Here is a 13,086-nt window from a genome sequence, read left to right as displayed (position 1 = left end):
GCCCGATCGGCCCTGTCGCCCGGCCGCGCCGCGCAATATGTTGCGACGAACAACAAATTCCTGCTGCCAACGACGCCTGTGGGAAGGACACCGTCATGAAGTCTCCGAAGCGGCGCGTTTCCGCCGCTCTGCTCACGCTCGCCTTGGTCGCCTTGCCCGCGCCGGCCGCCGCCGCGCCCGCTGAAGCCCCCGGCGCGCCGGGCACCGGCTCGGCCTGGACCACCGGCGGCAAGGAGGGGTTCGGCACCTCCGCCGGGACCGCCTCCAAGGTCTGGTTCACCCTCGGCCAGGGCATCAACCACGAGGTCTACTACCCCACCGTGGACGTGGCCAACGTGCAGGACCTGCAGTACGTGGTCTCCGACGGCGCCGGGTTCACCCAGCTCGAACGCGACCACACCACCAAGCAGGTGACGCTGATCGATCCGCGGTCGCTGAGCTACCGGCAGACCAACACCGCCACCAACGGCCGCTACCGGATCACCAAAACGCACACCACCGACCCGGCACGCGCGACCGTGTTGATCCAGACCAGGTTCGAGGTGCTCAGCGGCGGGCCACTCCAGTTGTACGCGCTGTACAACCCGTCGCTGAACAACAGCGGCATGGGCGACACCGGCGCGACCGCGAACGGCCAGCTGGTCGCCTCCGACGGCCCGGTGTCCAGCGCGCTGGCCGCGTCCACCGGATTCAGCAAGCTGACCAGCGGGTACAGCGGCAGTGCGAGCGACGGGTACGTGGACCTCAGCGGCAACCACGTGCTGGACGCGCAGTACGACTCCGCGCCGGCGTCCGGGAACCTGGTGCAGCTGGGCCAGATCCCGGTGGGCACGGACACCACGTTCACCCTCGCCCTGGGCTTCGGCGGCAACCGCGCGGCCGCGTCGGCGACCGCATCGGCCTCGCTCACCGGCGGTTTCACGGCCGCCGACACCGCCTACCGCTCCGGCTGGCACAACTACCTGTCCTCGCTGAACGCCGTGCCCGGCTCGATCACCGGCGCCGGGCTGACCACGCAGTACAACGTCGCGCTGATGACGCTCAAAGCCCACGAGGACAAGACCTATCTCGGCGCGAACGTCGCCTCGCTGACCAATCCGTGGGGTGAGGCGAAGGACGCGAACGGCACCGGCGACTGCGGTTACCACGCCGTCTGGTCCCGCGACCTCTACCAGGTCTCGACCGCGCAGATCGCCGCGGGCGACACCGCGGCGGCGAACCGTTCGGCCGACTACCTGTTCACCGTGCAGCAGCGCCCGGACGGCTCGTTCCCGCAGAACACGCGCCTCGACGGCACCAACTGCTGGACCAGCCTGCAGTTGGACGAGGTCGCGTTCCCGATCGTGCTGGTGTGGCAGCTGCAGCGGTTCGACGCGGCGATGTGGGCGAAGGTGAAGAAGTCGGCGGACTTCCTGGTCTCGCGTGGTCCGTCGACACCGCAGGAACGCTGGGAGGAGAACGGCGGGTACTCGCCGTCCACCATCGCCGCGGAGATCGCCGGGTTGATCTGCGCCGCCGACATCGCCGAGCGCAACGGCGACACGGCCAGCGCGAACACCTACCGCACCACCGCCGACCAGTGGCAGGCGCAGGTGACCGGCTGGACCTTCACCACCACCGGCCCGCTCGGCGACGGCCGGTACTTCGAGCGCATCGACGGCAACGGGAATCCCAACGACGGCCAGCACATCTTCCTCCAGAACGGTGGTGGCAACCACGACGAGCGCGCCATCATCGACGCCGGGTTCCTGGAGCTGGTACGGCTCGGTGTGAAGCCCGCGGCCGATCCGGACGTCGCGGCCGCACTGCCCGAAGTGGACTCGACGCTCAAGGTGAACACCCCGAACGGCCCGATGTGGTACCGCTACAACCACGACGGTTACGGCGAAACCGCCTCCGGTGGCCCGTACACCGGCGCGGGGATCGGCCGGTTGTGGCCGCTGCTCACCGGCGAGCGCGGGGAGTACGAGCTGGCGAACGGCCGGTCGGCATCGGCGCACCTGGCCACCATGGCGGCCGCGGCCAACCCGGGTTACCTGATCCCGGAACAGGTCTGGGACCGGGCGAGCACCGGGGGCTTCACCTTCGGCGAGGGCACCGGCTCGGCGACGCCGCTGGCGTGGTCGATGGCGCAGTTCGTCCGGCTCGCCCACTCGATCGACGCGGGTGCGCCGGTGGAAACGCCCTCAGTGGTCAAGCAGCGGTACGCGAACGGTTGCGCGAGCGTGTCGGCCCAGTTCTCGGTCAACGCGACCACCACGTGGGGCCAGAACATCTTCGTGGTCGGCGACCGGCCCGAACTCGGCTCGTGGAACCCGGCGAACGCCGTCCCGCTGTCCTCAGTGAACTATCCACAGTGGACCGGCACGGTCGGCCTGCCGAAGGACACCACCTTCCAGTACAAGTACCTGCGCAAGGAAGGCGATGCGGTCACCTGGGAGTCGGGAGCGAACCGCGTGGCCACGGCCACCGGCTGCACGCTGGCGCTGACCGACACCTGGCGGCCCTAGAGCAGGCTCGCCACCGCCTCGGCGAAGGCCTCGGGTGCTTCCTGTGGAACGTTGTGCCCGATGCCCGGTAACAGCTGGTGGCGGTAGTCGCCGGTGAAGTACTCGCGGTCGTCCGCCGCACTGGGCCCGCCGATCCCGTCCGCACCGCTTTCGAGCACCACGGTGCGCACGGCGATCGGCGGCTCCGCGGCGACGCGGTCCTCGATCTCCTGGTACCGCGGGTCACCGTCGACCAGGCCGAAGCGGTGGCGGTACGAATGGATCGCCACGTCGACGAAGTCCGGATTGTGCAGGCTCGGCGCACTGGCGGGAAAGGCGGCCGCGGCCTCCGCCCACTCCGGCGACCAGGTGCGCCAGAGCAGCGAACACAACTCCTCGCGATTGCGCTCGAGCCCACGCCGCCCCCGCTCGGACTGGAAGTAGTACTGATACCAGTACGTCCGCTCCCACTCGGGCGGCGCGGGTTCGCCCGCGTACGCGAGGTTCTGCACGTTGTAGCCGTCCACTGTGACCAGTCCCGCGATGCGCTCGGGCCACAACGCCGCCGCTATGCACGCCGCGCGCCCACCCCAGTCATACCCACCGACGACGGCCTGCTCGATGCCGAGCCCGTCGAGGAGGTCGCGGAGGTCCTGCGCCAGCGCGCCCTGCTGCCCGGACCGGAGGGCCCCCTCGTCACGGAAGCGCGTCGGCCCGAACCCGCGCAGGTACGGCGCGATGACCCAGACCCCCTGCAGCTTCTCGGCGACGCCGTCGAAGGCACGCACGTCGTAAGGGAAGCCGTGGAGCAGCACCACCGGCTGGCCACCGGGGTCGCCCGCCTGCTCGTACGCGATGTCCAGCACCGGGGTCTGAATCCGCCCGGCCGATGAAAGGCTCATAACCCCCGATCCTGCCCCAACGGCTCCGGACGGCTGCGGTAGGTCTGCTTGGCCGGGGTGGTGATGGTCAAGGTGCCATCGGATGCGACCTCGTGGCGCCACCCAGGCAGGTCACGCAACTTGTGGTCAGCTCGACATAACCCGACCAGTGTGGTCGTGCCCGTGGGACATCCGTCTTTCCAACCTCGGCCGCGTTTGTCGCAGTGATCAAGGTCGCCGAACTGCGCCGGACGGGTACACCCAGGACGACGACATTCGCGATCGCGAACCCGCACCAGCTCATCCAGCCCAGCCCGAGGCCGATACTTCCGGCGGCCGAGTTCCACAACTTGTCCGGTGGTGGGATCAGTGATAATGCGCTGGAAGACCGTGCCGGGCCGGGCGGCGATGTCACGGGCAAGCGACGCCGGGATCGGTCCGTGCCCGGCCAACTCAGCGGGCTCATTACGAAGCCCGGCGTAGGTGAGAGCATCCAGATACAGATACACGTGGGCCTTCACCTCACCGCCGAACTGCTTGCCCACCAGCATGTCCAGTGCCACGTCGGCACGCAGCTGGTCGAGAGTGCGGGTCTCGTCCGCAGTCTTCAGCAAACGAGCTTGGCGATCGACGCACACATACGCCGCCACCGCCTTCTCGACAGGAGCGTTTTCGAGGGAGAGGCCAGCCACGCCAGCAGTCCCGTGGTGCAGATGGAGACCACGATCCTCACGAGGCCTACGAGCACGCTCCTCAAAACCTTCCGGATCAGCGCGAGCCGCCGCCGAAGTCGCCGATCGGCGAGCCGCCGTCGGATTCTTCCCCTCAAGGCGACCAGCCATCACCTCATCCACCACCGCCGCCTTATCGTCAGCCAACCAGGCCGCCGCGTCATTCACCGCCACCGCCGAAGCCATCGGCACAGCACCAGCCTCCACCAACCCCAGCACAGCCGGGAACCGATCAACCAACCCCTCCGCATGGCCGATCAGCGCGTGGGCCTTGTACTTGGTCATACACAACGCCATGGACAATTCCTCCGCCACCCCGCGCCGAACCGACGCCGCACGGGCAAAGGAAACCACCTGCCGAACCAACCGGGCCTCAAGCCGGGCAATCTCCGCAGCCGTGGATTTCAAATCAAGGAGGATCTCCCCCTCAGAAGATTCCATACCCACATAATATCACACATACGTTCGAAACGAAACGGTGAACACAAAAACCGACCGCGAAGCCCGCCCACACCACCCCCGCCCCCGATCCACAGCCCAAAACACGGCGAAGAAGCTCTTGTCAAGGTACTCTTTCCAGCCTTGACAAGAGCTTCTTCGCCGTAGTCACAATCAAAAATCGGGGCGGCACCCCCTACAAATACTCAACCAACGAAACAACGAAACAACGGAACTACGAAACTCATCCAGCCAATGCCTCAAGCGACTCCCTCAACTTCCCACCAACCTCCACCGGCCGCCTCGACTCCCTATCCACGAACACATGCACAAAATGCCCCTCAGCGATCAACTCCCCTTCACCCGAGAACATCCCGATCTCATACCGAACACTCGACCGTCCCAAGTGCCCGACGCGCAACCCCACCTCCAGCGACCCAGGAAAAGACACCGACCCCCGATAATTGCAATGCGACTCCACGCACAACCCGATGACCTCACCCCGCTCGATGTCGAGCCCGCCCTCCTCGATCAGCCAGGTATTGATCACCGTGTCCATCAGCGAATAGTGCACCACGTTGTTCACATGCCCGTAGACGTCGTTGTCCTTCCACCGCAGCGGAACCGTGCGCACGTGCGGGTACTCGCTCACCACAGCTCCACCGACTCACGCAGGATCCCGGCCAGGTCCTCTTCGGACGGTTCACGAGGCGCCGTCGCCAGCAACCGCTGCTGCTTCACCGTTCCCGACACCAGGGAATCCACATCGGACAGTCCGAACCCGACGGCACCGATCCCGTTCGGAATGCCGATCCGCCGCATCAGGTCGCGCAACACCGCGGGCAGGTGCTCTGCCGCGTCACCGGACCATTCGAACTCCGGCGCCAGCAACCGCGCCACCCGCAGATGCCGCTCCGGCGCCGCCTCGAAGGTGAACCGGAAGGCCGCCGGCGCGGTCAGGGAAACCGCCATGCCGTGCGGCACCATCGGCTCGTCACCCGGATACCCCTCCGGGTGGAACTCACGCACCTGCCCGGCCACCGGATACGCGTTCGCGTGGGGAATGTGCACCCCCGCGTTCCCGAAGCCGAGCCCGGCGAAGGTCGCCGCCAGCGCCATGTCCTCCCGCGCCCGCAGGTCCGAACCGTCGGTCACCGCCGCCACCAGCGACCGCGACAGCAACCGCAGCGACTCCTCGGCGAACATGTCGGCCAGCGGATTCGCCCCGCAGTACGGCACCCGCTCCTCCGGCCGCTTGCGCGCGAACGACGTGTACGGCTTCGCGGTGTAGCTCTCGGCGGCGTGGCACAGGATGTCCATCCCGCTCGCCGCGGTCACCGCGGCGGGCTGGCTGACCGTCAGCCGCGGATCGACCACCGCCAGCGTCGGCCGCAGCCGCAGGTGGCTGATCCCGCTCTTCACCCGGAGCGACAGCACGTCCAGCACGCAGACCGTGGTGCTCTCCGCGCCGGTCCCGGTGGTCGTCGGCACCGCCACCAGCGGTTTCAGCGGCGCGCTCGGCGCCCGGCCGCCGCCGACCGGCGCGTTGACGTAGTCCATCAGCTCGCCGTCGTTGCTGGTCAGCAGGTTGACCGCCTTCGCGGTGTCGATGCTCGACCCGCCGCCGACCGCGACGAACGCGTCCCACGGGCCGTGCCCGCGCGCGTAGTCCACCGCCTTGCCCATGCTCACGTCCGTCGGTTCGACGTGCACGCCGTCGAAAACCACGGCCTCCACGCCGTACCGGGCGATGCCGTCGGCGATGCGGCGTGGCCAGCCGGTGGCGGCCACACCCGGGTCGGTGAGCACGAGCACGCGGCGCGCGCCGTACTGCGTCAGGTCGTATCCGATCTCGTCGCTCGAGCCGCTCCCGTACTTCAGCGCCGGGGCGCCGTAGGTGAAGATCGACTCGTGTTCGGCTGAAGCCACGCCGTCGTGCTCCCTCGCTCGTCGGTCCGCAGAACCCGGATTGACCGTACCCCGGACGGGCCCTATCGTCAGAAGGCCGGGACATCCGATGACTTCGGCGCACCACCCAGCTTTTCTGCACAAATGACCGGTAGTTGCCGCAGATGCATCCGATCTTTGTCGAGGAGCCCGATGACCAGGACCAGGGCACGCGGCCTCGCCGCCTTCGCCGCCGGAGTACTGCTCGCCGCGATCCCGCCGCTGGGCGCGGCCGGTACGAGCGACGCCGCCGGGCCGCCGCGCCAGGAGAACGGCATGACGCTCTGGTACGACGAACCGGCCACGGACTGGGAGTCCCAGTCGCTGCCGATCGGCAGTGGCGCGCTGGGGGCCAGCGTGTTCGGCGGCATCCAGGCCGAACAGCTGCAGTTCAACGAGAAAACGCTGTGGACGGGCGGTCCCGGCTCCCCCGGCTACAACTTCGGCAACTGGACCGAACCACGGCCGGGGGCGCTGGAAACCGTGCAGCAGCGGATCAACGCCGACGGCCAGGCCGATCCGGAATGGGTTGCCGACCAGCTCGGCCAGCCGAAGCGCGGATTCGGCGCGTACCAGACCTTCGGTGACCTCCGGCTGACCCAGCCGCAGGCACCGCCCGGCGTCACCGGCTACCGCCGTCACCTGGACATTTCGACCGCCACCGCGGGCGTGCGCTACTCGTCCGGCGGCGCCGAGTTCAGCCGCGAATACTTCGCCTCCGCGGCGGACCAGGTGATCGTCGCGCGGCTGTCCGCCGACCAGCCGAGCCGCATCGGTTTCACCGCCGCGATCACCGCGCCGGACAACCGGTCGAAGACAACCTCGGCCAGAGACGGCCGTCTCACGTTTTCCGGTGCCCTGCACGACAACGGCATGCGCTTCGCGGCCCAGGTCCAAGTGCTCAACGAGGGCGGCAGCCGCACCGACAACGCGGACGGCTCGGTCACCGTCCAGGGCGCGGACGCGGTGACCCTGGTGCTCGCCGCGGGCACCGACTACGCCCCCGCCTACCCGGCCTACCGGACCGGGGAGGACCCGGTTTCCGCGGTCTCGCAGCGGGTCGATCACGCCGCGGCCAAGGGCGTGACCGCGTTGCGCGCCGCGCACGTGGCCGATCACCAGGCGTTGTTCCACCGGGTGGACCTCCAGCTCGGCCAGCAGCCGCCCGCGATGCCGACCGACGACCTGCTGCGGGCCTACCAGCACGGCACGGCTTCGCCCGCCGCCCGCAAAGCGCTGGAGGTGCTGTACTTCCAGTACGGCCGCTACCTGCTGATCGCGTCTTCGCGGCCGGGCTCGCTGCCCGCGAACCTGCAGGGCGTGTGGAACAACTCGACGTCGCCGCCGTGGAGCGCCGACTACCACGTGAACATCAATCTGCAGATGAACTACTGGCCCGCCGAGACCACGAACCTCACCGAAACCACGGCGCCGCTGTTCGACTACGTGGACTCGATGGTGCCCGCGGGCGAGGTGACCGCGCGGGAGATGTTCGGCAACCGCGGCTGGGTGGTGCACAACGAGACGAACCCGTTCGGGTTCACCGGGGTCCACGACTGGGCGACCGCGTTCTGGTTCCCCGAATCGGGTGCCTGGCTGGCTCAGCACTACTACGAGCACTACCTTTTCACACGCGACGAGGCTTTCCTGCGCGATCGGGCGTATCCGATGATGAAGTCGCTGGCGCGGTTCTGGATCGACGAGCTGGTCGCCGATCCGCGTGATGGCAAGCTGGTGGTCACGCCGAGTTACTCGCCGGAGCAGGGGCCGTTCACCGCGGGCGCTTCGATGTCACAGCAGATCGTCGGCGACCTGCTGACCAGTACCGTCGAGGCCGCGAAAGCACTGGGCGACAACGGGTTCGCCGGTGAAGCCGCCGACGTGTTGTCGCGTTTGGACACCGGACTGCGCGTCGGCTCGTGGGGTCAGCTGCAGGAGTGGAAGGCCGACCAGGACGACCCCGCGAATCAGCACCGGCACGTCTCGCATCTGTTCGCGCTGCACCCCGGCAGCCGGATCACCCCGGCCGAGACGCCCGAATTCGCCGAGGCGGCCAAGGTTTCGCTGACCGCGCGCGGGGACGGCGGCACCGGGTGGAGCAAGGCGTGGAAGATCAACTTCTGGGCGCGGCTGCTGGACGGGGACCACGCGCACACCATGCTTTCGGAGCTGCTGAAGACCAGCACGCTGGCGAACCTGTGGGACACGCACCCGCCGTTCCAGATCGACGGCAACTTCGGGGCCACCGCCGGGGTCGCGGAAATGCTGCTGCAGAGCCACGCCGGCGCGGTGGATGTGCTGCCCGCGCTGCCGGGTTCGTGGGACGCTGGTTCGGTGCGCGGCCTGCGGGCGCGGGGTGACCTGACCGTGGACGTCGACTGGAGCGGCGGCACACCGACGCGGATCGCCATGGCCGCGGGCCGGACCGGCGCCGTGGATGTCCGAAGTGGACTGTTCACCGGGCCGTTCGAGGTGCGGGACACCACCACCGGCCGGACCGTGCCGGTCTCCGCCGACGGCGACCGGATCACGCTCGACGCCGAACAGGGGCACCGGTACGAGGTGACCGCGCTGGCTTCGGCGGCCATCACCGCCCCGGACACCGTCGAGGCAGGCGCGCCGTTCACCGCGGAGGTCACCGTCTCGGCCACCGGCGAAACCCTGCCCCGCGGTGACGTCCGGCTCATCCTGCCCGAAGGCTGGACCTCGGTGCCCGCCGGGCAGCCGTCCGCACCACTGCGGGCGGGCACCACCCGGACGCACCGGTTCGAGGTCACGCCCACCGGCGGCGCCGCGACCCTGCGCGCCGAGGTCACCGGCGACAGGTGGCGGCTGGGGGCGCGGAAACAGGTCGGCTAGGTCCACTCGTCTGGCGGGTGCGGGCTGACGACCGTTCCACACCGTTGTCGAAGCCGGAGTGCAGGGTGCCACGCTCCCGGCCGCGTCGCGGAAGCTGATCGAACGCGGTGCGCCAGACCTCGCAGCCGATCAGTGCGGTCAGGGCGCGGCCGACGGGAGGTCCATCATGCCGGTGGCCTGCGACCAGGCACAACGCCAAGTGCCGCCGGCATCGGTGTAGACGTCGGTGTGCCAGGCCTCGTGCCGCGGGATGTCCGCGCCGTCGACGGTGAGTTCGATGGCGCACCGGTAGCGGAGGACGACGACGTCGGTGCCGACGATGGCGTCCACGTCGCCGATCAGCTCCAGTTCCCGGTAGGCGACCCGCCCGGTGGTGAGGAGATCCAGGTATTCGGCCTTCGTCCACACGGTGCCGGTCGGGTTGCACAACCGGTACTCCGCGGCGTGCAAGCGGTCGTAGGTGTCGCGATCCACCTCGAGGAGGCAGTGGATCCGCTCCTGCTCAGCCTTGATCACCTGGCTGGCCACATCGTCGGTCATCCCGCTCCTGCCCACTCGTCATCGGGGTTCGGGACCCAGCCTAACCCGGCGGCCGAGTTTTGGAGCACGTGTTCTGTTACAGTCGGCGCCATGCCCCGCCCCCGTGTGCACGACCTCGACGAACTGCTCGACACCGCCGAGCGGCTTGTCGCCGAGGTTGGGGCGGGTGGGGTGACCGTGCGCACGCTGGCCGCCGCGGCCGGGGTGCCGAACGGCACGATCTACCACGCCTTCGGCTCGATCGACGCGCTGCTCGGCCGGGTGTGGCTGCGGGCGGCGACCGACTTCCTCACCCTGCAAACCCAGCTGGCCGACCGGCCCGACCCGGTGGACGCCGTGCTGGGGGCCGCGTCCACCCCCGCGGTCTTCGCCGAGCGGCGCCCGGCCGCGGCCCGGATGCTGCTCACCGTCAAGCGCGACGACCTCCTCGGCCCCGGCTTGCCCGCCGAACTCGCCGACGAACTGCTCGCCCTCGACAAACGCCTGGTCGCGCTGCTGGTCCGGCTCACCCACCGGCTGTGGGGCCGCCGCGACGGTGCCGCCGTCGAGGTGCTCACCACCTGCGTGGTCGACCTGCCGACCGCCCTGTTCCGCCGCGCGTTGAGCGGCCCACCCGGCGAGGGCGTCGGCGCCGACGCGCGCCATCGCCTCGACGCCGCCGTGCGCGCGGTGCTCGCCATCGACCCACCCACCCGATCCACAAAGGACTGATCGTGCCCGAACTGCAGCACCACGACCCCGTCTACGTACTCGACCTCGGCGAAGGCGAGAACCGGTTTTCCCCGGACTGGCTGGAAAGCGTCCACACCGCGCTGGACACCGTCACCGAGGGAGCCGCCCCGGCCGCGCTGGTCACCGTCGGCGGCGGCAAGTTCTACTCCAACGGTCTCGACCTCGAATGGCTCACCGCCAACGGGGAGAAGGCCGGGCAGTACGTCACCGACGTGCAGGAACTGTTCGCCAGGGTGCTCACGCTCCCGGTGCCGACGGTCGCCGCGCTCAACGGGCACGCCTTCGGCGCGGGCGCCATGCTCGCCATGGCGCACGACTTCCGCGTGATGCGCGAGGACCGCGGCTACTTCTGCTTCCCCGAGGCGGACATCAACATCCCGTTCACCCCGGGCATGGCCGCGCTCATCCAGGCCAAGCTGACCCCGTCCGCCGCCATCGCGTCGATGACCACCGGCCGCCGCTTCGGCGGTCCGGACGCGCGGGAGCTCGGCCTGGTCGACGTCGTCGCCGCCGAGTCGAAGCTGCTCGACCACGCGGGTGACGTGGTGCGCGGGCTGGCCGGCAAGGACCGCGGCACGCTGGGCGCGATCAAGTCGACCATGTTCGCCGCGGCCGTCACCGCCCTGCGCTCCCCGGCGTGACCCGGTGGCCGGCGGGCCGGGCGGTCAGCACGCCCGATCCGCCGGTCAGGCCGGGCAGCGCCTGCTCGAGTTCCCGCAGGCGCGCCGACGGGACCTCGGCGTCGAGCGCGGCCGAACCGTCCGCCACCGAAGGACTTCCCGGCACGCCGCCGAGCCGGACCAGCCGGGACAGCACCGGGCTCAGCGCGTCTTCCGGCAGATCGAGTTCCACGTGCTCCCACGGCTCGCACACCACCGTGCCCGCCCGCGAAACCGCCTCGTCGAGCACGATCGGCGTGAGGTTCCGGAAGTCGGCGGCAGTGCTGACCGGGCTGGCGTAACCGGTGTGCGTCAGGGTGACCAGACAGTCCACCACCGACCGGTCGCGCAGCGTGGCGCGCACGGTTTCCTCGATCGCGGTGATGAACGCGGCGGGCAGCGAGCCGCGTTCGGCGGCCAGCGCGAACCGCACCCCCGAATCCGGCGCGCCCGGTTCCACGCGCAGCCCGATCGTGGCCCAGTGCAGCACCGGCTCGGTGTCACCGATCCGGCGGACTGCGGCGCCGGTGCCGGTCAGCCGCTTCACACGCACTACCCGTGACGGCGAAAACTCCGCCGTCACCCCGAATTCCTCGCTCAGCCGCGCGGCGATGACCTCGCGCTGCACCTCGCCGTACAGCGAAACGACGAGGCTGCCGGGCTCCGGACCGCGGCGCAGGCCGATCAGCGGGTCCTGGTCGGCAAGCCGGTCGAGCGCGGCGTGCAGTGCGGCCGGAGTCGTGCCGGATGCCGGGGTGACCACGGTTTCCCAGGTGGGCGGGCGAAACCGCGTCGGTTCGGGTGCCGCGGACGTGGTCCCGAGCCGGTCGCCGACGCGCAGGTCCGGCACGCCCGCGATCCGGGCGATACCACCCGCCGGGACGCGGGCCTGCCTGCCGTCGGCGTCCAGTACCGCGGTGACGCGCCCGGTTCCGGTGTGCTCGCGACCGGCGAAGGTGATCCGGTCCCTTGTGGACAGCGTGCCCGAAAACAGCCGTGCCACCGCGAACCGTTGGCCACCGCGGTCTCGTTCCACCGCGAACACGGTGCCGTCCAAGGGTTTCTCCGACAACGCCGGGTCAACGGACGGCAGGAAGTCCACGATGCCGCGGCACAGGGCGTCGATCCCGGCGCCGGTGATGGCGGACCCGAACAACACCGGGCACACCCAGCCCCGGCGCGCCTGCGACCTCAGCTCGTCGCGCAGGAGCACGGGATCCAGGCCGTCCACATAGGACTCCAGCACCGCGTCGCTGCGCTCGGCGAGCAGTTCGGCGAGTTCGTCACCCGGCGGCAACTCGGCGACGGTGGCCTGCCGCGTGCCGAGCCCGCTCGCCCGGTTCACCGCGACCGCCGCCGGATCGAGCAGCCGCCGGATGTCCGCGAGCAGCTCGGATCCCCTGGCACCAGCCCGATCGATCTTGTTGACAAAGAGGATCGTCGGCACGGACAGGGCGCGGAGCGTGCGCATCAGCACGCGGGTGTGCGCCTGCACGCCCTCCACCGCCGAGAGCACCAGGATCGCGCCGTCGAGCACACCGAGCGCACGCTCCACTTCGGCCACGAAGTCGGCGTGGCCGGGCGTGTCGATCAGGTGCACCTCGTGCCCGGCGGTGGTGAACGCGGCGACCGCCGACCGGATCGTGATGCCGCGGCGGCGTTCCAGGTCCATGCCGTCGGTCCGGGTGCTGCCGTGGTCGACGGAACCGAGGCGGGGAATGGCGCCCGAGTCGAACAGGAGGCGTTCGGTCAGGCTGGTCTTACCGGCATCGACGTGGGCGACGATGCCGAGGTTGAGCATCCGCATGCG

General features: G+C 69.7%; 10 protein-coding genes. 4 read left to right on the top strand and 6 right to left on the bottom strand.

The features are described from left to right. Positions 1-95 precede the first annotated feature (95 nt). The gene (locus tag A4R43_RS41060) at positions 96-2,510 is read left to right on the top strand and encodes a glucan 1,4-alpha-glucosidase (protein WP_113697012.1); all 2,415 of its coding nucleotides are present in this window, start codon (positions 96-98) and stop codon (positions 2,508-2,510) included. Here the strand turns inward: A4R43_RS41060 and A4R43_RS41055 are convergent. The 4 genes from A4R43_RS41055 to A4R43_RS41040 form a co-directional block, all read right to left on the bottom strand. Continuing rightward, positions 2,507-3,391, bottom strand: coding sequence for an alpha/beta fold hydrolase (locus A4R43_RS41055; RefSeq protein ID WP_113697011.1), 885 nt, complete (start codon positions 3,389-3,391; stop codon positions 2,507-2,509). The two genes, A4R43_RS41060 and A4R43_RS41055, sit on opposite strands and share 4 nt — an antisense overlap. Then, on the bottom strand, positions 3,388-4,542 hold the full coding sequence (locus A4R43_RS41050; protein WP_113697010.1) for a DUF222 domain-containing protein: 1,155 nt from the start codon (positions 4,540-4,542) through the stop codon (positions 3,388-3,390). Before A4R43_RS41050 ends, A4R43_RS41055 begins: the two co-directional genes overlap by 4 nt. 241 nt (positions 4,543-4,783) lie before the next feature. Beyond that, positions 4,784-5,194, bottom strand: a complete 411-nt coding sequence (locus A4R43_RS41045) for an acyl-CoA thioesterase (protein WP_113697009.1) — start codon at positions 5,192-5,194, stop codon at positions 4,784-4,786. Then, the gene (locus tag A4R43_RS41040; protein ID WP_113697008.1) at positions 5,188-6,468 is read right to left on the bottom strand and encodes a hydroxyacid-oxoacid transhydrogenase; all 1,281 of its coding nucleotides are present in this window, start codon (positions 6,466-6,468) and stop codon (positions 5,188-5,190) included. Before A4R43_RS41040 ends, A4R43_RS41045 begins: the two co-directional genes overlap by 7 nt. A gap of 171 nt (positions 6,469-6,639) precedes the next feature. Here A4R43_RS41040 and A4R43_RS41035 point away from each other — a divergent pair, with 171 nt between their 5' ends. Continuing rightward, on the top strand, positions 6,640-9,345 hold the full coding sequence (locus A4R43_RS41035) for a glycosyl hydrolase family 95 catalytic domain-containing protein (protein WP_205215176.1): 2,706 nt from the start codon (positions 6,640-6,642) through the stop codon (positions 9,343-9,345). 138 nt (positions 9,346-9,483) lie between these two features. Here the strand turns inward: A4R43_RS41035 and A4R43_RS41030 are convergent, their stop codons facing one another. Next, positions 9,484-9,885: a nuclear transport factor 2 family protein gene (locus A4R43_RS41030; protein ID WP_113697007.1), complete on the bottom strand. Its 402-nt coding sequence runs from the start codon at positions 9,883-9,885 to the stop codon at positions 9,484-9,486. A 90-nt stretch (positions 9,886-9,975) separates the two neighbouring features. Here A4R43_RS41030 and A4R43_RS41025 point away from each other — a divergent pair, with 90 nt between their 5' ends. Then, complete coding sequence (locus A4R43_RS41025; protein WP_162788780.1) at positions 9,976-10,596, top strand: TetR/AcrR family transcriptional regulator; 621 nt, start codon at positions 9,976-9,978, stop codon at positions 10,594-10,596. 2 nt (positions 10,597-10,598) lie between these two features. Continuing rightward, positions 10,599-11,258, top strand: a complete 660-nt coding sequence (locus tag A4R43_RS41020) for an enoyl-CoA hydratase-related protein (protein WP_113697005.1) — start codon at positions 10,599-10,601, stop codon at positions 11,256-11,258. On the opposite strand, the gene A4R43_RS41015 is transcribed toward A4R43_RS41020, so the two are convergent. Then, entirely contained in the window at positions 11,233-13,083 is a 1,851-nt protein-coding gene (locus A4R43_RS41015; protein WP_113697004.1) for an elongation factor G, read from the bottom strand. The genes A4R43_RS41020 and A4R43_RS41015 overlap by 26 nt on opposite strands. Between the last annotated feature and the right edge of the window lie 3 nt (positions 13,084-13,086).

The organism is Amycolatopsis albispora (genome assembly GCF_003312875.1).
GTDB lineage: Bacteria > Actinomycetota > Actinomycetes > Mycobacteriales > Pseudonocardiaceae > Amycolatopsis > Amycolatopsis albispora.
Note: the sequence above shows the minus strand (reverse complement) of the source record. Positions and strands in the feature narration are given on the sequence as shown.